Annotated in this window: 19 protein-coding genes; 9 read left to right on the top strand and 10 right to left on the bottom strand. The window is 73.0% G+C overall.

What is annotated here, in order from left to right; translation table 11 throughout:
• Positions 1-10: 10 nt before the first annotated feature.
• On the bottom strand, positions 11-742 hold the full coding sequence (locus tag O7621_RS04030; protein ID WP_282232787.1) for an FtsX-like permease family protein: 732 nt from the start codon (positions 740-742) through the stop codon (positions 11-13).
• Positions 743-826: 84 nt separating this feature from the next.
• On the opposite strand from O7621_RS04030, the gene O7621_RS04025 reads away from it, so the two are divergent.
• From O7621_RS04025 to O7621_RS04015, 3 genes are read left to right on the top strand one after another with little or no spacing between them, the layout of a single operon-like run.
• Positions 827-1,363, top strand: coding sequence for a PadR family transcriptional regulator (locus O7621_RS04025; RefSeq protein WP_282232786.1), 537 nt, complete (start codon positions 827-829; stop codon positions 1,361-1,363).
• Positions 1,360-2,064, top strand: a complete 705-nt coding sequence (locus O7621_RS04020) for an ABC transporter ATP-binding protein (RefSeq protein WP_282232785.1) — start codon at positions 1,360-1,362, stop codon at positions 2,062-2,064. The genes O7621_RS04025 and O7621_RS04020 overlap by 4 nt, the downstream gene beginning before the upstream one ends.
• Complete coding sequence (locus O7621_RS04015; RefSeq protein ID WP_282232784.1) at positions 2,061-3,596, top strand: FtsX-like permease family protein; 1,536 nt, start codon at positions 2,061-2,063, stop codon at positions 3,594-3,596. Before O7621_RS04020 ends, O7621_RS04015 begins: the two co-directional genes overlap by 4 nt.
• 50 nt (positions 3,597-3,646) lie before the next feature.
• On the opposite strand, the gene O7621_RS04010 is transcribed toward O7621_RS04015, so the two are convergent.
• The 3 genes from O7621_RS04010 to O7621_RS04000 are packed head-to-tail and all read right to left on the bottom strand — an operon-like array spanning position 3,647 to position 7,551.
• Positions 3,647-4,336: a hypothetical protein gene (locus tag O7621_RS04010; RefSeq protein ID WP_282232783.1), complete on the bottom strand. Its 690-nt coding sequence runs from the start codon at positions 4,334-4,336 to the stop codon at positions 3,647-3,649.
• Positions 4,333-5,868, bottom strand: a complete 1,536-nt coding sequence (gene eccE / locus O7621_RS04005; protein WP_282232782.1) for a type VII secretion protein EccE — start codon at positions 5,866-5,868, stop codon at positions 4,333-4,335. The genes O7621_RS04010 and eccE overlap by 4 nt, the downstream gene beginning before the upstream one ends.
• Before the next feature lie 3 nt (positions 5,869-5,871).
• Positions 5,872-7,551, bottom strand: coding sequence for a right-handed parallel beta-helix repeat-containing protein (locus tag O7621_RS04000; RefSeq protein WP_282232781.1), 1,680 nt, complete (start codon positions 7,549-7,551; stop codon positions 5,872-5,874).
• A gap of 207 nt (positions 7,552-7,758) precedes the next feature.
• On the opposite strand from O7621_RS04000, the gene O7621_RS03995 reads away from it, so the two are divergent.
• From O7621_RS03995 to O7621_RS03985, 3 genes are read left to right on the top strand one after another with little or no spacing between them, the layout of a single operon-like run.
• Positions 7,759-8,142, top strand: coding sequence for a YwqJ-related putative deaminase (locus O7621_RS03995; RefSeq protein ID WP_282232780.1), 384 nt, complete (start codon positions 7,759-7,761; stop codon positions 8,140-8,142).
• A complete protein-coding gene (locus O7621_RS03990; protein ID WP_282232779.1) occupies positions 8,142-8,633 on the top strand; it encodes an SUKH-3 domain-containing protein in 492 nt (163 codons plus the stop codon). Before O7621_RS03995 ends, O7621_RS03990 begins: the two co-directional genes overlap by 1 nt.
• A complete protein-coding gene (locus O7621_RS03985; protein ID WP_282232778.1) occupies positions 8,630-9,925 on the top strand; it encodes an SseB family protein in 1,296 nt (431 codons plus the stop codon). The genes O7621_RS03990 and O7621_RS03985 overlap by 4 nt, the downstream gene beginning before the upstream one ends.
• 7 nt (positions 9,926-9,932) lie before the next feature.
• Here O7621_RS03985 and O7621_RS03980 read toward each other — a convergent pair whose 3' ends face one another.
• From O7621_RS03980 to eccCa, 5 genes are all read right to left on the bottom strand, one after another.
• Positions 9,933-10,400, bottom strand: a complete 468-nt coding sequence (locus O7621_RS03980; protein ID WP_282232777.1) for a hypothetical protein — start codon at positions 10,398-10,400, stop codon at positions 9,933-9,935.
• Entirely contained in the window at positions 10,379-11,659 is a 1,281-nt protein-coding gene (locus tag O7621_RS03975; protein ID WP_282232776.1) for a S8 family serine peptidase, read from the bottom strand. Before O7621_RS03975 ends, O7621_RS03980 begins: the two co-directional genes overlap by 22 nt.
• Before the next feature lie 107 nt (positions 11,660-11,766).
• Entirely contained in the window at positions 11,767-13,431 is a 1,665-nt protein-coding gene (locus O7621_RS03970; protein ID WP_282232775.1) for a hypothetical protein, read from the bottom strand.
• A 31-nt stretch (positions 13,432-13,462) separates the two neighbouring features.
• Complete coding sequence (locus O7621_RS03965; RefSeq protein ID WP_282232774.1) at positions 13,463-14,059, bottom strand: hypothetical protein; 597 nt, start codon at positions 14,057-14,059, stop codon at positions 13,463-13,465.
• A 79-nt stretch (positions 14,060-14,138) separates the two neighbouring features.
• On the bottom strand, positions 14,139-18,098 hold the full coding sequence (gene eccCa, locus O7621_RS03960; RefSeq protein ID WP_282232773.1) for a type VII secretion protein EccCa: 3,960 nt from the start codon (positions 18,096-18,098) through the stop codon (positions 14,139-14,141).
• 125 nt (positions 18,099-18,223) lie between these two features.
• Here eccCa and eccD point away from each other — a divergent pair, with 125 nt between their 5' ends.
• A complete protein-coding gene (gene eccD / locus O7621_RS03955; protein ID WP_282234446.1) occupies positions 18,224-19,609 on the top strand; it encodes a type VII secretion integral membrane protein EccD in 1,386 nt (461 codons plus the stop codon).
• Positions 19,610-19,655: 46 nt separating this feature from the next.
• Here the strand turns inward: eccD and O7621_RS03950 are convergent, their stop codons facing one another.
• Positions 19,656-20,414, bottom strand: a complete 759-nt coding sequence (locus O7621_RS03950; protein ID WP_282232772.1) for an SUKH-3 domain-containing protein — start codon at positions 20,412-20,414, stop codon at positions 19,656-19,658.
• 124 nt (positions 20,415-20,538) lie between these two features.
• On the opposite strand from O7621_RS03950, the gene eccB reads away from it, so the two are divergent.
• Both eccB and O7621_RS03940 read left to right on the top strand, forming a co-directional pair.
• Positions 20,539-21,954 carry a type VII secretion protein EccB gene (gene eccB / locus O7621_RS03945; protein ID WP_282232771.1) on the top strand — a complete coding sequence of 472 codons (1,416 nt, stop codon included), beginning with the start codon at positions 20,539-20,541 and terminating at the stop codon, positions 21,952-21,954.
• A gap of 176 nt (positions 21,955-22,130) precedes the next feature.
• Positions 22,131-22,463 (top strand): WXG100 family type VII secretion target, encoded by a 333-nt coding sequence (locus O7621_RS03940; protein ID WP_278174686.1) that lies wholly within the window; start codon positions 22,131-22,133, stop codon positions 22,461-22,463.
• The last annotated feature ends 7 nt before the right edge of the window (positions 22,464-22,470 follow it).

The following is a 22,470-nucleotide window of genomic DNA, read 5'->3' as shown; positions in this document are numbered from 1 at the left end:
CGTCTGAGCATCACTCGGTACGCAGCCCGTCGGCGCGCATCAGCCGCCACAGCGCCGGCAGACCGGCGGCGGCGACCAGCAGCACGACACCGGCACCCGCCGCGCTGGCCCCGGCCACCGTCCACCAGCTGACCACGAGGTCGCGGCCGACCATGCCCAGCAGCACCGCACCGAGCCCGACCCCGGCGGCCACCGCCAGGACCAGCCCGAGCAGTACGGGCACCAGATGCTGCCAGACGACCGCCCAGCCGAGCGCCCGCCGGGGTGCACCGATCGCGTCCAACATGGCCAGCAGCCGGCGCCGCTCGCGCAGCTGCTCCAGCATGGTGACCAGCATACTGGCGGCGATCAGCAGCAGCGTGACGACGATGCCGACGGCGAGTCCACGGCGGACGCTGGCAAACTGCCAGGTCTCCGTCGTCGCAGACAAGGTGGACAGCAGGTCCATCGGCCCGGCGGTGGCGAGAATGTTGCGGACGTGCTCGACCGCATCCGGCTCGCCGGGATTGACTTGCAGGTTGGCCATGGTCGGCAGCCGGCCGAGCGCGTCGACGTCGATCGCGCCCGGCGTGGCGAAGATCCCGAACCGACCGATCCCGTACGGATCGACGCGCGACTGCGCCGGTCGGGCGTCGACGGGAATCGTCCACTCGTACCCACCAGGCGCGAGCTGCACCCGCTCGCCGGCCCGGATCGGTTCGACCGATGTCTCCACCAGCCGACCCTGCTCGTCGACGGTCACGGATCGCAGGTACTCGGGAGGCGGTGCGGCGTGTCCCGGTAGGTCACTTGACGGGAGCTATTCGCTCAGTGAATAGTTGGCCGGGTGTCCACCGTCCACGTTCTCCTCGGGCTGCTCTCCCGTGGTCCCCGGCACGGCTACGAGCTGAAGCGGGACCACGACCAGCGGCTGCCACGCGCAAAACCAATCGCTTTCGGCCAGGTCTACGCCACCCTCGGCCGGATGCACCGCGACGGCCTCGTCGAGCAGGCGCAGCGCGATCGCGCCGCCGGCCCCGACCGCACCTCGTACGCGCTCACCGACGCTGGCCGGACCGCCCTCGACGGTTGGCTCGACGCGATCGAGGCACCCGCCCCGTACATCACCAGCGCGCTGCTCGCCAAGGTCGTCGTCGCGCTGTTGATCGACGACCCCGGGCGGGCCCGGCGCTACCTGGCCGCCCAGCGTGCGGCACACGCCGCACGGATCCGGGAGCTCACCCGGACCAAGACCGCGCCGGACGTCACCCTCGGCGAGATCGTCGCCGCCGACTACGCGATCAACCACCTCGACGCCGACCTGCGCTGGCTGGACACCACCGTAGGCCGCGTCGCAGACCTGCACCGGGAGGTACGCCAGTGAACAGTCCTTTGCTCGCCGGCCGAGGAGTCGTCCGCTCGTACGGCGCCACCCCCGCGTTGCGCGGCGTCACCCTCGACGTCGCCGAAGGTGAAATCGTCGCGGTCACCGGGCCGAGCGGGTGCGGCAAGTCCACCCTGCTGCACTGCCTCGCCGGCATCCTGCGTCCGGACGCCGGTGAGATCCACTACCGCGACCAGCGCATCGACCTGCTCTCCGAGTCAGCCCGCGCGGTGCTGCGGCGTACCGAACTCGGGGTGCTGTTCCAGTTCGGTCAGCTCGTCCCCGAGTTGACCGCAACGGAGAACGCCGCGCTTCCGCTGCTACTCGCCGGCACGGGGCGGCGAGCGGCCCGGACTGCGGCGCTCACCTGGCTGGACCGGCTCGGCGTCGCCGACCAGGCCGACACCGTACCCGGCGAGATGTCCGGCGGACAGCAGCAGCGGTGTGCGCTGGCCCGCGCGATGATCACCGAGCCTCGGGTGCTGTTCGCCGACGAACCCACCGGCGCATTGGACAGCCTTACCGGCGAGCAGGTCCTCGGCCAGCTGGTCCGGGTCGCCCGCGAGCAGCGGACCTCCGTCCTGCTCGTCACCCACGACCCCCGGGTCGCCGGGTACGCCGACCGGGAGATCATGCTGCGCGACGGCGAGATCGACCCGGCCGGTCTCGGCCCGGTCGTCGCGCGGGCGGCCCGGTCATGATCCGCCCGACCACCCTGCTGCGGCTCGGCCTCGTCGGCACCCGCACCGACACGGTACGGATCGCTTTCACCGCCGCCGCCGCGCTGCTTGCCACCGTCACCTTCCTGGCCGCAGCCACGGTCATCGCCGTACCGACCGTCCCGGACGGCAGATCCGACCGGTCCCCGCAGTACGGCCCGGCGCTGATCGCCGAGGCCGGGCTGCGACCGGGGGTCGCCATTGCCCTGTTCCTACTGGCGATCCCGGTCCTCGCCCTCGCCGCGCAGTGCGCCCGACTCGGTGCGCCCGCCCGTGACCAGCGACTCGCCACCATCCGGCTGGCCGGCGGCACCCCCGGCCAGGTCCGGGCGCTGGCCGCCACCGAAACCGGGCTGGCCGGTGCGCTCGGCTCCCTCGCCGGGCTGGCCGTGTACCTGGCCGGCCGGCGACTGCTGCACCGCCCGGACGAGCACGGCCTGCTGCCACTGCCCACCGACGTGCTGCCCCCGGTCTGGTCGCTGAGCCTGATCGTGGCCGGCATCCCGCTGCTCGCAACCGCAGTCGCCGCCGTACTGCTGCGTACGGTCGTCGTGTCGCCGCTCGGCGTACAGCGCAGGCGCAGGCAAGGGCGGCCCGGGTGGTGGCCCGGCCTGCTCATCCTCGGCGGCCTGGTGGTGACCTTCCTGTTCCGGCCGCTCGTCGACTGGGCTGCCGGCCGGGAAGCCCCACTGTGGGGCGTCGCGGTCATCGCATTCACCGGGGCGCTGACCATCGCGATCGGCGTCGCCACCGGTACGGGCTGGATCTCGTACGCATGCGGGCGGATCCTGCGGCGAGTGGCCCGCCGCCCCGCGACCCTGCTCGCCGCCCGGCGGCTGACCGCCGACCCGTGGCACGGCGCACGGACCTTCGCCGGGCTGCTGGTCTGCGTCCTGTTCGGCGCCGGCACCGCCGGTTTCAGCGCCTACCTGACGGCCGAGTTCGGCAGCTGGGACCGGGTCCACCGGATCCTCGCCGAACAGAGCGGCCAGCCGTACGGCCCGAGTGACAACAGCTTCTACTTCAACGCGGTCACCCTGGTGCACATCGCGGTCCTGGTAGGCCTGGCGATCGCCGCCACCGGTCTGGCCGTCGCGGTCGTCGAAGGCATCGTGGAGCGCCGCCGCGCCAATGCGGCACTCGTCGCCACCGGCGTACCCCGCGCGGTGCTGGCCCGCTCCGTCCTGGTGCAGACCCTCGCCCCGCTGCTCCCGGCGACCCTGGTAGCGCTGACGGCCGGCGCGATGATGGCCCGGGCGCTCGGTACGGAGGTCTCCTCCGGCCCGCGTTCGACCACGTTCTGCGACCCGGTGGACGCCTGTCGCACCCCGCAAGACTGGACGGAACACGGCCGGACGATCGAGCATCCGGGCATCACCGTGCCGGTGCCGGTGCCGCTCGACGACCTGGCGCTGCTCGGCGCTGGCGCGATGCTGGCCGCCCTGGCCACGGTCGGCGTCGGACTGCTGTTCCTGCGTAGAGCCACCGACCTGACGGAACTCCGGCAGACCTGACGGATCTCTGGATCTGACCGGCTACGGCGCGGCCGGCCCGGTCAGCCTGATCAGGGTCGGCCGACCGGGCCGAGCAGCGCCGACTCCATCGACGTCGGATGCAGCATCACCCACTGCAGCCGGCCCTGACTGACCAGGCCGACCATCTCCGGATGGATCCGGGTCAACCAGCTCTGCGCCTCGGTGAATCCCAACGCCGACGCCACCAGCGCCGCCTCGGCGGCGGTCAACCGCTGCAGCACCACCAGGTCGCTGCGGACCAGCGGATCGAGATCCCAACTGCCCATGTCGTTGCGGACCACCATCGTCGTCCGCCACGGCACCCCCACCTCCGACGTACCGCCCATCGCCGGGCCGACGTCCACCGCCAGCAGCTGGGGATGCGCCGGTGACGGCGGCGGTGGCGGCTGGGCGCCGGGCGGCAGGAACGACGCCGACTCCTGACCCAGACCACACTGGTGCAGAAACCCCCGCCAGTCCGGCTCGCGGGCCGTCTGGATGAACAGGTACGCGCCGAGCGCCATCGCCCGCAGCGCCAACAGCTGCGCGCAGCGCAGCCCGCCGACCAGCAGCAACCGGGTCGGCTCCGGGCGGAACAGCCGTACCGCGACCGGCCCGCCCTGCCGGTTGCGCCCGACGACCATGCCGTCGCCGCCGGCCCGCAACCGTACGTCGCCGAGTGCCTCCGGACCCGCGGTGTGCAGGCCGGTCGGCGGGACGATCGACAACGGACCCGTCACGGCAGGAACCCCCCGAGCGGCAAGGTGGCGGCCAGCCCACGGACATGCTCACCGTCGATCCGCTCGGTGAGCCCGCCGCGTTCGCGTACCGCCTCGGTCAGGGCATGGTCGCCGACGGCCAGCGTCGTCACGTCGGCGGCGGTGAGCCGGACCGCGGCCGACACCGTCACGTCCCCGGCGGCGGTCTCGGTCGGATGCCCCGGCTCCCGGGCGACGGCGACCGACACCACCGTGTCGACCATCGGCAACTGCCGCAACACGTCGTCCAGCTGCCACGGCAGCTCCGGCCAGCGCAGCAGCCGGCGGCAGACCTGCGGCACCTCGCCGCTCCACCACGCCTGCCAGGTCTCCTCGCCGGCGACCCGGTTGCTGGCGGTGCCGTAGACGTTGCCGCCGTCCGGCCGGCTGGGCAGCTGCGCCAGATAGCCGACGGCGGTCAGCAGATCGTCGCCGCCCAGCAGCCGGGCCGGCACCCGGTCCTGCTTCAGCTGGCGCTGGACCCGCCGGACCGACGACACCAGCGCTGGTGCCAGCTCCCGATCGGTGTAACCGTCCGGTGTACGCATCACCTGGAGCACCAGCCAGGCCCGCCGGCGGGCCGGCACGTCACCGCCGGTCAGCTCCCGGTAGGAGCGCTCCACCAGCCCTCGGCCGGTGTGCGCGCGGGGGGCCGCCGCGACCTGGACGATCAGCTGCACCGAGGTCGGCGGGGCGGCCGGATCCGCCGCCGGCAGCAGCGCCGCCGGGGACGGCAGACTCAGCGCGGAGCCGACGAACAGCGAACCGTCGGCAGGGTCGAGCTCCAGGACGGCGCAGACGCCACCCCGGTGACTGATCGTCGCCATCGTCCGGCCGCTGACCGTGACATCGTCCACTATCGCGGTCGGCTCCACGAACCGCAGCAGGCCCGCCGCCCGGTTGCCGCCACCAGCCGGCAGCCGCCGGGGCCGCAGCCGGTACCGCAACCACACCGCCATCCACTGGTAGAGCCACCGCCCGCGCAGCCGGACCACCGTCGGTGCCAGCAGCAGCGCCAGCGCCGCCGCCGACACCAGCGCCACGACCGGCCCCCGCTGGTACGCGGCGAGCAAAACCGTCGCCGCCAGCTGCCAGTAGACCAGCTGCCCGATAGCGAACGGGCCGGTGCCGGGGCGGACCCGCCGGGGCCGGATCCGGCTGCCTGACGCCGCTGCCGGGGTCGACGCCGCAGCTGTCGACCCGGTGACTCCGGAGATCGTGTCCGCCGTCGGCCCACCCGACCCAGACGCGGCCGGTGGCACCGGCACGGCAGCCCGCGCCGCCGCAGCCGACCGGCCCGCGACCTGCCCGGTCGACAGTCCGGCAGCGCGGACGGTCGGCAGCTCCGAGGTGGGGGCCGAACCGGCCACGCCCACGGTCGGCGGTGCGGCTGCGGGTGGCGGTGCCGGCGCGGGCATCGGCGCGGCGTCACGTTGTCGGGGCGGTGCCCACTGCTGCCAGCCCGCCGGTGCGCCCGGCGACTGGTCGGCGGACGGGCCGGGGTCGGTCGTCATCGCTCAGCGTCCGGTCGCCGTACGGACGTCGGCCTCAGTCACCGTCCGTAGCTCGTCCAGGCTGGGCCGCTGGCCGGACTGGCGCAGCCGCTGCGCCTGCGCCTTGCGCACCCCCTCGAAGAGCTTGCGCGCCTCGCGGGCGTTGCCGAAGCTTTCGTCCTGCGGCACCGCCGAGAAGTGTCCGAGCAGGACCTCCGGCACTGCGGCGGCGAGCAGATACTCGTCGTTCGCCGCCATCCGCTCGACGATCACCACCAGCTGCTCCGGGGTGTAGTTGCCGAACTCGATCGTCCTGGCGAACCGGGACGCCAGGCCCGGGTTGGCGTCGAGGAACTGCCGCATCTCCCCGGTGTAGCCGGCGGCGATCACCGCGATCTCGTCCCGGTGATCCTCCATCAGCTTGACCAGGGTGTCGATCGCCTCCTGACCGAAGTCCCCGCCACTGCCGAACGACCGGGACAGGGTGTACGCCTCGTCGACGAAGAGCACCCCGCCTCTGGCCTGCTCGAACACGGCGGCCGTCTTCTCCGCCGTGTGGCCCAGGTACTGCCCGACCAGGTCGCGCCGGGACACCTCACGGAACGGCCCGCCGGACAGCACCCCCAGCGCGGCCAGCAGTTCACCGTAGATGCGGGCCACCGTCGTCTTACCGGTGCCCGGCGCGCCCGCGAAGATCAGATGGTGGCTGACCGCGCTGACCGGCAGGCCCGCGCCGCGCCGCCACTCGTTAACCTGGATCTCGTCGATCAGCCCACGCACCTCAGCCTTGACCGACTCCAGGCCGACCATCGCGTCGAGCTCGGCCAGCAACTCCTCGGTACGGGCGGTGTCCGGCCCGCCGGCCGACGCGGCGGCGGCCGCCCCGAACACCGCACGCCGGCTCGCCGTACCGGTGACGATGGTCGGCTCGGCACCGTCGGCGATGTCGAACGCCGGGGTCGCCGTGTTCTCGGTGCTGCACTGCTCTACACTACCCGCACAGCCACGACCGAAGGAGACCGCCGGCCCGCGGGTGTCGCGGATCCGGCAGCGCCGCAGCGTCGGCGCGCTCTGGTGGGCGACCGCGACCCCGGCCCCGCCGGTCCGGGAGATCTCACACGTCTCCAACACCGGACGGCCGTGCTGGTAGACGTAGACGCCCCGGTTACCGCAGCCGGTGATCGTCGACGCCCGGATGGTGGGCGCGGCCCCGATCCGCACGATCACGCCGTCCTCGGCGAGGTCGGTGAACTCGCAACCGTCGACGTCGCCGTCTGAATCCTCGACCACCAGGCCGTGCCGCGCCCCGGTGACCGTGCACCGGGTCAGCATGAAACTGGACCGGTTGCCGATCACGACGCCGGCCCCGAACCCGGCCCGCAGTTGGCAGCCGGTCATGGTCAGCTGGGCTCGGTCGGCCGCCACCGCTGGCGCGTCGCCGGCCAGCAGCACCAGGTCACGCAGTTCGAGGGTGCCGCCGTTGGCGGACACAGTCGGGTAATGGCCGGCTGAGGCGTCCACGGTCACCGACCCGGCACCCTGTGCGGCGACCACAGTGATCTGTCGATCGTTGATGAACAACGCCTCGTAGTAGGTGCCGGGGGCGACGGCCACCACCGACCCGTCGGACGCTGCCGCGAGCGCGTCACCGATCGACGGATAGGCGCCTGGCTGGTCCGGACTGACCGAGAGGGTGCGCGTCATCGCTCCGGGCTTCGTACACGGTGGGACAGGGGATTCCGACGATATCGCAGCACCACCAGACAGGGTGTCCGGTGAACGACCGCGTCGCCGCGCGGGCCTGTCGTTGGCAGCAGCGACCGGCACCGGTTGTCTACGCTCTACGGCGGGATCCCAGGGCCCCGACCGGCCCCGGCAGGCTTCGGACCGGACGGCGAGAAGGAGAGCGTGATGGCGGTACGCATGCTGCCGTTGACGGCAGCCGCTCTGCTGGTCGACGGCGAGGTCCACACCCACACCTCGGTGCGCGGCGACCATCTCCCACAGCTGCACCCGCTGGTCCGGCGGATCCTGGACGAACTTCCGGTCAGCCAGCGGGAACGCTCCGTCGGCCGGTGCGCCGAGCCGGTGCTGATCTCCGACCGGCTGTACGCCGTACAGCAGGGCCAGCCCGGCACCGAACTGTCGCCAGCTGCGGCCCGCGCGGCGCTGTGGGGTGCCCGGATCCGGGTCACCCTGATCCGCGAGCCGGACGATCCGGCCCACGGCGCGGCGGTAACCCCGTGCCGGTCCTGCCGCCAACTGCTCGACTGGTTCGGGATGGAGACGCTTTGATGCCCGGCGACGACCGGTTCCCGCCGGAGGTGCTCACCGCCCTGACCGTGGCCGGCTGGCAGCCGGGGCGACGTGACGAGCAGCTCGGCCGCGACTGGGCCCTGCGGGTCGCCGGGCACGTCGGCCCCGACGGGCGGCAGCACACCGTGGTCGGTCCCGCGATCGAGGCGTACGCCGAGTTCGGCGGCCTGTACGTCGAACCGGACGGCCCTGGCGAGGCGGTCGCGCCGAGCACGGTCCACCTTGATCCGTTGCGCGCCGTACACACCGTCGCCACCCTCGCCGTACTCGCCGACACGCTGGGCGTGCCGGTCAGCCCGCTCGGCGTCGAAGCGGACGGCACCGGCATCCTGGCCATCGACGCCCGGCAGCGGGTGTTCGTGCTGGACCATGGCGGCGACTGGTTCATCGGCCGGACGGTCGAGCAGGCCGTCACCGTGCTGATACTCGGTCAGCGGCCGCACCGGCTCGCCGAGGACGGCAGCTGGTGACCGCCGGCCCGGAGCCAGGGCCGCAGCCGCTGTCCGAGTTCGCCTCGGCGGGGTGGCGGCCGGCCACCGCAGCCGAGGCGGGCATGGCCGCCGCCGCCGACCTGGCGGGCTACCTGGCGGCGCTCGGCACCGGGCCGCTGCTGCTGCCGGTGTCGGCCGAGACCGCCGCCGGTCAGGCACCGTTCGCCTGGCCCACCGTCGAACACGACGGCGCTCCACACGTGCTGGCCTTCACCTCGCCGCAGGCCATCGCCGCCGGACTACCGGGCGAGTCGGTACGGTACGTGACGGTCACCCTGGCCGAGGTGGCCGCCACGATCCCCGATGACAGCTGGTGGCTGGCGGTCGACCCGGGACTGCCGATCGCCGACCGGATCACCGCCGGGCAGCTGCGGGAGCTGACTGCGGCACCCGATGCCGGCGACATCGCGCAGGCGCTGCGCGCCGCCGTCGCGGCCGAGGACCCGGACGCGGTGATGGCCGCCCTGCTACGGGTCGAGTTCACCGTACCGCTGCAGCCGGACGCCGACCCCGACGCCGCCGCGACCGACCTGGCCGACCCCCGGTTCCCCTGGTGGTGTCTGCCCGACGAGGCGGGACAACCGTCGGTGCCGGTCTTCACCTCCCCGGCGATGCTGGCTGTGGTGTTCGACGTGCCGCCGCCGTCGGTCGTCGCCTCCAGCGTGCGACTCTTTGCGAACTGGCCGGACCCGCGCTGGCAGCTCGCCGTCGACCCGGGCACAGCGTCAGCGGTGAGCCTGCCCGGGGAGGCGGTCCGGCAGGTCAGCCGGTGGCTCGACGAGCTGCGCCGGACCGTGACCGAGACGGACCAGGCCGACGTGGCCCAGACGGATCCGACCGAGGCGGACCAGGCCGAGGCTGTCGGGGCAGATCCGGACGTTCCGGTCCGGATGCAGCTGGTCGTCCCGCACCGCCACCTGCACGCGTACGTGGCGGACGGCTACGACCGGATGGCCGGCCCGGTGCACCGCTGGCACGGCCCCGGCCGGGACACCCCCGATCGGCTGTACGCCCGGTTGGGCCTGCTCGGGCCGGAGCCGCCGTTCACCGCCGCCGACGAGTGGGTTCCGGTCGTACGGTGGGAACCCGGCCCGGACACCCCGGTGACCTGGCTCGACGAGCGGCCGCGGCAGCGCGCACTGGCCGTGCCGGACGGAGCCGAGCTGCACGTGCTGCACCAGGACGGCAGGGACGAGCTGCTGGCCCGGTTCGACCGGGGCAGCCGACGTTGGCTGCCGGTGGATCCGCCACCGGCCGCGACCACCGGTTGACCGGCGACTACCGCTCGGCCAGCCAGCGCCGCGCGGGCGGGGTGGCCAGCAGGATCACCGCCAGACCGGCCAGCGCGCCGACGACCATCGGTATCAGCATCGTCGGGTGGTATTCGACCTTGCCGAACAGCAGCAGGTTGCCCAGCACGACGAGGAGCAGCCCGGCGGTGAACCCGGCCGGGGCCCGCAGCATGTTCGGTCCGCCGACCCAGACGATCCGCATGCCGGCCAGGGTCATGAAGACCAGCAGCAGGCAGAGGCCGAGGATTGCGAACGCGATGATCCACAGTAGGAACTTCGCATCACCTTCGGCCCGGTAGGTCACGACCAGGAATGCGAGACCCGCGACCAGCCAGAGGGCAGCGGTGGGGATGGTCAGCAGTACGGCGGCGACGACGACAGGTGGCCGCCGCCGGCCGGCGGCGGGGGTGGCGGTAGCCGGACCGGGCGCGTTCACCGGCTCGGCGGACGCCATACCGAATCGTCCTCGGCGGTCGGCGGCTCGCCCCCGGTCGGCTGATCGGGCCCGGCCTGGGCCACCGGTGCCGGCACCGGTGCACCGACGTCGGCCGCCGGTGGTGGGCCGTCCCGAACGCCCGCCGGACGTCTCGCCCGGCGCCGCAGCCACCGGATCAGCAGCACGACACCGGTGACCAGTGTGCCGAGGATGGTGAAGAAGATCAGCATGCCGATCAGTTCGTCGAGCCCGAACTCGTAGCCCGGCTCGGGCGGCAGGTAGGCGACCGGGTCGCTGGCGCTCGGCGACGGCCGTGGGCTGGCCCGGTCGTCCGGCTCGGTGGTGAGCGCGGCGTGGATGTCCAGGATGCCCCAGCCGAAGTCGAGGTCCTTGCCGGGCGGCCCGGCGTCGTACGCCGTACCGACCAGGCGTTGGAACAGTCTGCCCTGGTCTTCGTCCGGATACCGTGCCTTGAGCAGCGCGAACGCCCCCGACACCAACGCGGTGGCTCCACTAGAGCCACTACCAACCGAGTACTGCCCGTCTGGTCCAGCCTGCATCAGGTCGACACCCGGCGCAGCTAGATGTGTCTGCTCCGCTTGGATGGAAAAGTCGCTCGTCGAGTTGTTGGGCCCACTTCCGGTGACGGCGATGGTCCACTCACTGCGGGCCGGCTGGCCGATCAGCACGTCGAGGCGGTTGCCGATCCCGGCGACGACGATGACCCCGCGCCGGTACGCGTTCTCGACGGCCTGCTCCAGCGCCGGGTCGGAGGATCCGGCGAGCGACACGTTGATGATGTCGGCACCGCTGTTGACCGCCCAGTTGATCCCGGTCGCGAGGTTTCGGGGTGGGATGATGTCGGTGGTCGGGCTGCTGATTGCGACCGGCAGGATCTTGGCCTTCGGCGCCACCCCGAGCACCCCGTCACGGCCGCCGGGCCCGTGCCCGTGCCCGGCGATCAGCGACGCCACCCCGGTGCCGTGGTTGCGTCGGTCGACGTGGCCCTTGCTGTCGCGGTCGTACATGTCCGCGCCGGCGAGGACGTTGTCCCGCAGGTCGGGGTGGGAGGCGTCGACGCCGGTGTCGACGACCGCGACGGTCACCCCCTCGCCCTGGGTGATCCGGTGCACCTCGGCCAGCCGCATCGCCTCGACGTGCCAGGACTGGTCCCGGATCTCGTCGGCCTGCGCCGGCCCGGCGGGCAGCGGGACCGTGCCGAGCAGCCCGATCAGCCCGGCTGCCACCAGGCCGATCGACCGCCGGGAAGCACGCATGGGCGGAGCACACCTCTCCGTTGGGTAGTCGCCGGGCGACCCGGCGCTGTGCCCGGATGATACTGCGTCGGGTGCTTCGTCCGGCTCAGCTCGGCCGTCTGCCGGCCTCATCGCTGGCCCAGGCTCCGGCCCTGCTGCTGCGGCGGCTTCTCGTCGGGGGTGTCGATGGTGCCGGGAGCCGCCGGGTCGGTCTGCCACAGCTCGTCGTCACCGTCGCCGTACTCCCAGGTCTGCTGCCGGTCGTCGGTCCTGCGGCTGGTGCGACCGGTGCCACCGGCTGGGCCGGCACCCCGTTGCCCGCCCAGCACCGGACCCGGGCCCTTGGCAGCACCGCCGGGCTTCGTCGGCCCGGCCCGGCCGGACAGCCGTGGAGCAGCCGGGGCCGGCCGACCGGCGGAGCCGGGTGCGGCCGGCTGCGGTAGCCGGGCAGCGCCGGCAGTCGGGGCGGCGGGGCGGCTGCGTGGGCCCCCCAGGCTGGGCGGTGGGGCGGCCGGCCGGCCAGTGCCGCCGCCGGCCGGGCGGCCGCCAGCGCTGCCCGGCAACTGTGGCGCCGCCGGTGGGGTGGGTCGGACCGGGGGGCGGCCGGTCGGCCCCGGCGGCCGGGAGCCACCCGGCGTCGGTCCGGTGCTGCCGGGCAGCGACGGGCGCTGCGGTGCCGGACGTCGGCCGGCCGGGTTGTTCGGCGGCGGACCACCGGCCCCGGGCAGCGCCGGCCGGGGCGGACCGGGCGGCCGGAGCGGAGGATTCGGGCGGCTCGCACCTGGCGGCAGTGCTCCGGGTCGGCTGACCCCCGGTGCCCCCGGTCGTGGCCCGGGGGTGACGCCGGGTGGCACTACCGCCGGTGGCGGGCTCGGCGCCGGGCCGGCACCGGTCTGCGGGAGGTTGGGCACCGGGGGAGGCGCGGTCGGCGGGGCGACGGTGCCCCCGGCCAGGTGCAGCCCGTCCGGCACCGCCAGCGGTGGCGTGGGTGACGGCGTGCTCCGGTCCAGCCCGGGAGCGGTGGGCGGCTCGCTACGCCCCGCGAACTCCGGCCGGGGCGGTGCGCCCGGCGCACCACCCGGCGGGCCAGCAATAGGGCCAGAGGGTATACCCGTAGGCGTAACGGACTGGTAGACCACCGCTGCGTCGGTCGGGCCCCGGAAGGTGCTGCCCCGGGTGATGTGGCTCAGGTACACGTCGATGTACATGTCGGCCAACGGCTTGATGATGTCCCGGGCGCGCTCGAAGTAGTCGTTCATCACGTCTTTGCGGGTCCGGCCGGTGGTGCCCGGAATCCAGTCGTACGTGTCGGACCACTGCAGGCCGTTGTCCGGGTCGGCCGCCTCCACGGTGTACTGCTCCCAGAGGACGCGGAACTCCTGCTGGGTCGACTCGATCTTGCCGGCCAGCTGCTCCAGGCCACGGCGGTTACTGTCGGCGGCCTCCTTCCACTCGTCGAGCGAGTAGAGGGTGGCGCCCACCCGTTGCATGAAGTACTCACCGGCCGGTGACTGCCACTTGGCAGCCAGCGCCGTCGCGTACCGCTGCAGGTTGGTGCGGGTGCTGTCGAGCAGCACGCCGATCCGGTGCCACATGTCGGCGACGGCGATCACCCGCTCGTCGCTCTCATTCTGGATCCAACCCCACATCGTCTCGATGTTGGTCGTCTCCTTGTCCCAGACGGTGGGTTCGTAGCGCTGATTCGGATCCGAGTAGTCGTGGACGACGTAGTCGTTCACGGCGTTCACGTACGGGATCGACACCGGCTGCCAGCCGAAGTACTCGTCGGACATCCCCGCTCCTCGACGTCGCTATGCGCGCTGCTCAGTGCTCGGCCGACGGGCTGTCGAGCTCATCGTCGTGCATGTCCTCGTCGTCGGCGCGGATGTCGTAGGCACCGTCGCCCTCACCGATCGTCTCGGCCTCGTACAGCGACAGGTCCCGGTCGGCCGCCTCGGGGGCGTAGGAGGAAGTTTCCTCGTCCGGATCGACCACCAGACTCGGATCCTCGACGCCGCTCTCCGGATCCTGCCAGTGGCCTTCCAGGGTCTCCTGCCCGTCGAGCGCCGCGAAGGCGTTGAAGATGGTCATCTGGTCGGCCGCGACCAGGGCGTCGCCGTCGAGGTACTCGGCGGAGATCGACTTGGCGGCGGTCGCCAGTGCGGCGAGGCCCTTGGCCACCTCGCCGAGCAGCAGGGTGGCCGCCTCACGGTTCTCGTCGTGTCGGCCCTGGAAGAACCGGCCCTCGGACATCCCCGACCCGCCGAACGGTACCGGGATGGTGAGCATGTGGTTGATGCCGCTCGCCAGGCTCGGCTGGAAGTTGAGCCGCAGCTCGTCCATCACGCACTGGGCGAAGTCGTCGAGCTGCTCGATGTCGACGTCGATCGTCTCGTTGACCAGCCAGCTGTCGTCCGCCATGATCCCTCCCCCGGGGCCCTCACGCGTATATCGGTATCCACAAAACTATCGCGTCACCGCAATTGTCGTGGACCGAGAGTCACGATGTGGACGGTAGATGTAGCAACTGGACGAGCCGGGTGCCTTCCCGCCTGGTGACCAGCCAGCCCCGCCCCGGCGGCAGCGGACCGGGCCGGACGTTGCCGAGCAGCACCCCCTCGTCGCGGCTGCCGGACATCACCAGGCCCGGCGAGCTGAGCTCGCGCAGTCGCATCAGGATCGGCTCGTACAGTGCCCGGCTGGCGCCGCCACTGCGCCGGGCGATCACCAGGTGCAGCCCGATGTCGCGGGCCTGCGGCAGGAACTCCAGCAGCGGCAGCAGCGGGTTGCCGCCGCCACCGGCGATGAGGTCGTAGTCGTCGACCAGGATGTACAGGTCGGGGCCGCGCCACCAGCTGCGGGCACGTAGCTGCTCCGGGGTCACGTCCGCCGGGGGCAGCCGGTCACGCATCACGTTGACCACCTCGGTCAGCATGCCGGCGGTGACGTCCGCCGAGGTGCCGTACCCGATCTGGTGTTTCTCGCTGATGTCGCCGAGCAGGCTGCGCCGGTAGTCGACGACGATGAGCCGGGCCTGGGTCAGGTCGTTGCGGTCGGTGACGCCCCGGGCCAGCGCCCGCAGGAAGCTGCTCTTGCCGGACTCGCCGTCGCCGAACACGATGAAGTGCGGATCGGTGCTCAGGTCCAGGTGCACCGGCTGCAGGTCGACCTCGGCGATGCCGATCGGCACGCCGGGGCGTCCGGTGTCCGGCACCGAGTCGTACGGCACCACGGCCGGCAGCAGCCGCACCGGTGGCGCACCCGGGCCCTGCCAGGCGGCGGCGACGTCGGCGACGAACCGCCGGGCACCGTCGGTGAGGGTGCCGGCGTCGGCGTCGCCGTCGGTGCGTGGCAGGGCGGCGAGGAACTGCATGCCGTCCGGGTTGATGCCCCGGCCGGGCGACTTGTCCGGCACGTTCATCGCCGCCCGCCGGTCCAGGTTGGAGTCGCTGGCGTCGGCGAGGCGCAGCTCCAGCCGGGTGCCGAAGACGTCGCGGACCGCCGGTCGCAGGTCCATCCACCGGCCGGCGCTGACCACCAGGTGTACGCCGAACGACAGCCCCCGGTTGGCGATGTCGTTGATCGCCGGCTCCAGGTCCTCGAACTCGGCGCGTACCGCCGCCCAGCCGTCGATCACCAGGAACACATCGCCGAACGGGTCGTCGGTGTGCCCGCCGTGCCGCCGCTCCCGCCGGTAGGTGGCCATCGAGTCGATCCGGTTCTCGGCGAACCGGCGTTCCCGTTGGGCCATCAGCAGCCGCAGCTCGGCGATGGTCCGGCGGACCTGCCCGGCGTCCAGCCGGGTGGCGACCCCGCCGACCTGCGGCAGGTCACGCAGCGCGGTGAGCGCGCCGCTGCCCAGGTCGAGGCAGTAGATCTGCACCTCGCGGGGGGTGTGAGTGAGGGCGAGCGATGACACGACCGTACGCAGCAGGGTGCTCTTGCCGCTCTGCGGGCCGCCGACGATGACGGTGTGCCCGGCGGAGCCGCCGAGCTCCAGCCAGAGCACGTCGCGGCGCTGCTCGAACGGCTTGTCGATCAGGCCGACGGCGGCCCGCAGCTCGCCCTGCAGGGTCGGGCTGGCGGCGGTGATGCCGCGTTCGGGGTCGGCGACCAGCGGCGAGAGTAGCTGGTCGAGGGTCATCGGGTCGCCGAGCGGCGGCAGCCACACCTGGTGGGCCGGTCTACCTCGGCCGGTGAGTCGGCTGACGAGGATGTCGAGCAGGCTCTCGCCGGTAGCGGTGTCGGCCGGTCCGGGCTCGGGCTGGCGGGCGTCGGCCGGCAGCCGGGGTGCGACGTACTGGGTGGTGTATTCCTGGACCCGGTCGTCGCCGTCGCCGGCGGCGACCGCCTCGGCGGTCTTGCTGCGGTACGTGCCGGAGACGTACGCGGCCCGGAACCGTACCAGCGGTTCGGTGCCGAACCGCAGGTAGCCGTGGCCGGGGGAGCGGGGCAGTTCGTACGCGTCGGTGGCGCCGAGCACCACCCGGCTCTCCATCGCGGAGAAGGTCCGCAGGCCGATCCGGTACGACAGGTGGGTGTCCAGCCCGCGCAGCCGCCCCTCCTCCAGCCGCTGCGAGGCGAGCAGCAGATGCACACTCAACGACCGGCCGACCCGACCGATCTGGACGAACATGTCGATGAAGTCCGGTTTGGCGGTCAGCAGTTCGGAGAATTCGTCACAGATGATCAGCAGCGCCGGCATCGGCTCCAGCGGCGCCCCGGCCGCCCTGACCTTCTCGTAGTCGCGCTGCGATGCGTAGTTGCCGGCCGAGCGGAGCAGCTCCTGCCGGCGGACCAGCTCGCCGTTGATCGCGTCGGTCATCCGGTCGACCAGCGGCAGCTCGTCGGAGAGGTTGGTGATCACCGCGCTGGTGTGCGGCAGCTTGTCCAGCCGGGTGAACGTTGCCCCGCCCTTGAAGTCGATCAGCACGAAGTTGAGCGTCTCCGACGAGTGGGTGGCGGCGAGCGCCAGCACCAGGGTGCGTAGCAGCTCCGACTTGCCGGAGCCGGTGGCGCCGATCAGCAGGCCGTGCGGGCCCATGCCGTCCTGCGCGGACTCCTTGAGGTCCAGCTCGACGGGGGTGCCGTCCGGGGTCAGCCCGAGCGGCACCCGCAGCCGGTCCCGGTTCGGCCGGGGCGTCCACGCCCGGTCCACGTCGAACTCGTACGGGTCACCCAGGTCGAGCAGGTCGGCCAGGTCCTGCTCCAGGTGCAGCGGCTGCTCGCCACGGGACGCGGCGGACAGTCGCAGCGGCGCCAGCTCCATCGCCAACGCCTCCGCCTCGGCGATCGTGCAGGTGTCGGCGGTGCCGATCTGCGCCCGGCCGTCCAGGGTGACACTGGCCATCGACCCGTCGGCGGCGACATCGAGCACCAGCCGGGCCCGGTCGAGCACCCGGGGCGGTGGCTCGGACAGGTCGACGATGGTCACCCCCTCCACACCGCCGTCGGTCATCAGGTGATCGGAGCCGGCCGGGTCACCGCCGTCGAGCACCACCAGCAGGTGCGGGCCGGAGGTGGTGGCGGAGCCGCCGCCGGCCAGGTTGAACCGGGGGCGGTTGGCGAGCACGTCGTCGAGCATCGCTTCCAACCCGGTCACCGTCGACGACACCAGCCGCAGCGCGCCGGTCGCATCGGTGCGGGTCGGGTGCAGCGCGTGCGGCAGCCACTTGACCCACTCCCAGTGCTCCCGCCGGGTCGGGGCCGGGCAGATCGCCACCAGCATGTCGTCCGGCGCGTGGAACGCGGTGGCCTGGGCGATCACCGCCCTGACCAGGGCGCGGGCCGCGTCGGGGTCGCCACGCAGGTGCACCCGGGTGAAGCCGCGCAGCGCCATGTCCACCGGCAACTGGGGAACAGTGGCGTAGCTGGTCAGGAACCGGCGCAGCGCCAACGCGCACATCGGCTCCAGTTTCTCCAGCGCGGTCGGCGGCGGTGGGACCAGCGGCGTCGCCAGCTCCTGCGGCCCGAGACCCACCCGTACGGTGGCGAAGTCGGGATCGCCACGGCGACGTTCCCACAGCCGGGGACCGACCGGCACCGACCACAGCGTCTGCGGGTCCGGGTGCCGGTAGAACGCGGCCTCCCGCTGCTGGCGTACGGTCCGCAGCACCCGGCGACGCTGCCGCGACAGATGCGCCAGGTACTCGCGCCGCCGCTGCGCCATCTCCTGCCGGCTCGGCCCACCCGCCTGATTGGACAGCTGGGTGGCGAGCATGCCGAGCGCGGAGAGGCCGAACAGGCCACCGGCGACGTAGCTGAGCGTCGAACCGCCCCGGCCCGCGTACATCAACGCCATCGCGACCGAGCCGGCCAGCATCGGCAGCAGCATCATCAGCTGCCCCCAGGACCGGCCCGTCGGCGCCGGCAGCTCGGGTGGCGCGTCGAGCAGGACCTCGCCGGACGGGTACTCCGGCCCGGGCCGGCGGGCCGGGCGCTGTATCACCACCGTACCCACGGATCGATCCTCCCCGTCGTCGTCACATCCGGAAGCCGGGTCGCTACCGGCACCGGTGGCACCGGCACATGGTAGGTAGCCTTCTCGAGTCAGGACAGCCCGTGCGGCTTGATGAGGAGTCAGCAGTGGTCACCCAGGCCGGAACCGGACTCGCCCGGATCGCTGTCGTGGCACCGACCCGGCGCATCGACCTCGCCCTGCCCGAACACCTGCCGCTGGTCGGGCTGCTCCCGGCGGTGCTGCGGCAGGCCGACGAGAACCCCTCCGACGGTACGGCCGACGGCGGCTGGGCGCTGCGGCGTACCAACGGATCCACCCTGGACCTCAACCGTACGCTCGCCGCGCAGCAGGTCCGCGACGGTGAGACGCTGCATCTGCTGCCCCGCCGCACCGAGTGGCCGGAGCTGGCCTATGACGACCTGATGGAGGCGATCGCCGCCGGTGCCCGTCGGCGCGGGCTGCCCTGGACGCCGGCCGCCACCCGGCTGACCGGGCTGCTGACCGGGGCCGTTCTGCTGCTGCTCGCCCTGGTCGCGGTGGTGACCGCCGGTGGCACCGGGGTGGGCACCGGGGCGGCCCTGCTCGGCACCGCAGCCGTCCTCGTCGCGGTCGGCGTGCTGCTGTCCCGGGCGATGGCCGACTCGCTGGCCGGCGCGGCGCTCGCCGCCCTGGCCCTGCCGTACGCGTTCGTCGGCGGCGCGGTGTCGCTGGCCGGCGGCGAACCGGTCACCGAGCTGGGGGCACCGCATCTGCTGGTCGGTTCGGCGGTGCTGACCCTGACCGGGGTGCTCGGTGTGCTGGGCGTCGGGGACGCCGGCCGGGTCTTCGTGGCGGCGATCTTCGCCGGGGTCAGCGGGACGACCGGGGCGGTGCTGGCCGTCGGGCCACTGGACGGGCCGCGCGCCGCGGCGGTGCTGGTGGCTGCGGTGACCCTGCTGCTGCCGGCGCTGCCGCTGATCTCGGTACGGGCCGGCAAACTGCCGATGCCGGCGCTGCCGCGTACCGCCGAGGACCTGGTTCGCGACGACCCGCAGCCGGACCGGGCGGAGATCTACCGGGCGACGGCCCGCGCCGACGAGGTGCTGACCGGCCTGATGTTCGGTACGGCCGTGGTCGCTGCCGCCGGGTCGGCGGTGCTGACCTTGTCGGCGACGGTCGGCGCGGTACTGCTGGTCGCGGTGGTGACGGCCGGTCAGCTGCTGCGGGCCCGGCTGGTCTCGACCATCCGGCACCGGGTGCCGCTGCTGGCCGGCGGCCTGGCCGGCGTCGGTCTGCTGACCCTGATCGGTACGGGTGGGATGGCGGCCGGTACCCGGCTGGCCCTGCTGCCGGTGGTGCTGCTGGTGGTGGCGCTGGTGCTGGCGGCCGGGATGGTCTACAGCCGGCGCCCGCCGACGCCCCGGCTGGCCCGGCTCGGCGACGGGCTGGACGTGGTGCTGCAGTTGGCGGTGGTGCCGGTGGCCTGCGCCGTACTCGGCCTGTACGGCTTCATGCGGGCGATCAACGGCTGACGGTTCCGGCTGGTCAGCCGGCTGTAGTGCCAGATGTTCCGGCTGGTCAGTCGGCCGGCCCGGCGAGCTGCTCCGGGCGCAGCGGTGGGAACGGGCCGCCCCGGACCAGCCGGCTCAGCGCCGTGTCGACGTCGTCGGCGACGTACTGGTAGCCGGCCCAGTGCAGCAGCATGACCCGGCCGGCGGCGTCGACGACCAGCTCGGCGGGGCCGTCCGAGTTGCCGCCGAGCGGGAACACCGGATGGCCGTACTCGTCGGCGAAGACCCGGGCCTCCTCGGTGACCAGGCCGCTGCGTACCGGGTGGACGAAGGTCGGGAAGCCGGCGTCGGCGGTGCCGTCCGAGCCGAACTGGGCGATGGTCAGCCCGCCGAACTCGGTCAGCGCCGCGCGGGCGGCCGGCGTCATGACCAGCCCGTCGAGTTCACCCGCCCATCGGGCGGCCCACTGGTCGACCATCGCGGAGACGTTCCGGCCGGGGAACCAGCCGGCGGTCTCCAGCACCGGCCGGACGTCCGGCGGGAACCGGCGGTCGGCGGCCCGGGCGGCGGCGTACCGCTCGGCGACGACCGTCACCGGGACCGGCGGCCACTGGCTGACCTCGCCGGACTCCCGGTCGATGACGACCCGCGGCGACCCGGAGCCGGCCGGCGGCCCGGCCGTCCGACTTCCCGCGTCGTCGGTGGGGATCAGCCAGGCGACGTATCCGTGCTCGAACTCGTGCAGGCCGATCCGTTCGTCGGCGCCGGCGCCGTGCTCGGTCGCCCATTGGCGGGCCAGGTCCAGCGCCTCGTCGCGACCGAGCATCGATGCTTCCTTCCGGGCTGCAGGCGAGACCCCAAAGTACGCCGTCGTCACCGGACCCTATGGTAGGCAGCACGCCGAGTGGTGGTGCAGCCGCGCGGCGCTGACGGGTGGAAGGAAGCCAGGCATGCCGTCGCGGCGCGACCAGGTCCAGTCGTACCAGTTCTTCGTGCAGCGGATGACGTCCGCGCTGGTGGCCAGGGACCCGGATCCGGCGGTCGCACCGTTCCAGCGGCTCGGCGGCGCGGGCCTCGGTGGGATCATGTTGGCGGTGCTGTGCCTCGGCGCGGTCGGGGTGTTCGGCTTCATCATCCCCGGTGGAGCAACCAGCTGGCAGGACGGCGCCTCGGTGATCCTGGAGAAGGAAACCGGCACCAGGTACCTCTACCGCGAGGGTCACCTGCACCCGGTGGTCAACTACGCCTCGGCGCTGCTGGCGCTGGAGTCCTTCGCCCCGGTGACCGACGTGTCACGCAACTCCCTGGCCGGTACGCCGCGTGGCGCTCGGATCGGCATCCCGGACGCACCGGACGCGCTGCCCGACGCGAAGCGGATCCTGACCGGCGGGTGGACACTGTGCTCCCAGGCCGTCCGGGACGAGTCCGGTGAGCTGGTGACCACCACGGTGCTGACCGTCGGCCGGCCGCCGGTCGGTGGCCGGCCCACCGGCGACGGGGCGCTGCTGGTCCGCGACGCCGACACCGGGCACCTGCAGTTGATCTGGCGGGACCAGCGACACGAAGTGGTCGACGAGGACATCGTCCTGGAAGGTCTGGCGCTGCGGTCCGAGCCCGTTGTGCTGGTCGGCGGGGCCTGGCTGAACGCGTTGCCGGCCGGGGAGCCGATCGGCAGCCGGCCGGTGCCCGGCCGCGGCGAGCCGTCGACCGCACTGCCGGACGCGGTCACCGGCTCGATCTACGTGGTCGAGAACCAGACCGGCGACCGGCAGTACTACCTTGCCGAACGGGACCGGCTGGCACCGCTGACCGAGTTGCAGGCCGAGGTGCTGCTCGCCGATCCGGGCACCCGGGACGCGTACGATGGCGAGCCGCCGACCGCGCGGCCGGTCGCCGCCGCTACCGTGGTCGGCGCGCCCCGGGCGGCCGAGTCCGGGGAGACCGGCGCCCGGTCGCCGCAGCGCCGGCCGGACATCCTGCGGCTGACCGATGGCCGGCAGAGCGTTTGCGCCGGCTATCCGCCCGGCAGCCACCAGCCGCAGGTGCTGGTCGACGCGCAGGTCGAGCCGCCGACGCAGGCGATCGTCACCCCGGCGCGTACCGCCGACGGCGTACCGCTGGCGGACCGGGTGGTGATCGAGCCCGGTCACGGCGCGTTGGTCGAGTCGATGCCCGCCCCGGACGCCCCGGCCGGCACCCTGACCCTGGTGACCGACCTTGGCATCCGCTATCCGCTGGCGGACCGGGCGGTCGCCGCGATGCTCGGCTACCCCGAGGTGGAGCCGGTGCGGCTACCCGCCAGCCTGGTGGTACGGCTGCCGGGCGGGCCGGCGCTGGACCCGGCGGCAGCCCGACGGCCAGCTTGAACGACTACTGTGGATCAGTGAAAGTCGGCCAGGTGGCGTCGGTCGATCGGTATCGGTCTGGCGCCACTGGACACAAGGAACTACCGTTTCCGATGACAGATGGTGCGTCGGCGCACCATGCGGCACCGCCCCTCGGATTGCGGGGCATCCCACCAGAGGACGGGGTGAAGATCACCATGACCGGGATGAACACCAATACCGGGCTGATGGTTCAGACCGAGAAGGACGTCGATGACGTCGCGAACCGGCTGACCGGCAACCTGAACCAGTTGATGGACCAGCTCATGCCGCTCTACGACCAGTGGAAGGGTATCGGTGCCGGCTCGTTCCAGCAGGTGCGTCAGGCGTTCGACGAGGACATGGCGCGGCTGAACCTGGCGTTGCGGTCGATCGCCGAGGCGGTCGGTTCGGCCGGTAAGGACTACGAAGTCAGCGACGAAGAGATCAAATCCGAGATGGATTCGGCGGGGGCGACCGCCGGCCAGATCACTGCGGCGCTGAAGCTCTGACCGGAGG

Origin of the sequence: Solwaraspora sp. WMMD937 (genome assembly GCF_029581175.1) — a bacterium.
GTDB lineage: Bacteria > Actinomycetota > Actinomycetes > Mycobacteriales > Micromonosporaceae > Micromonospora_E.
This window is presented reverse-complemented; position numbering and strand designations above follow the sequence as displayed.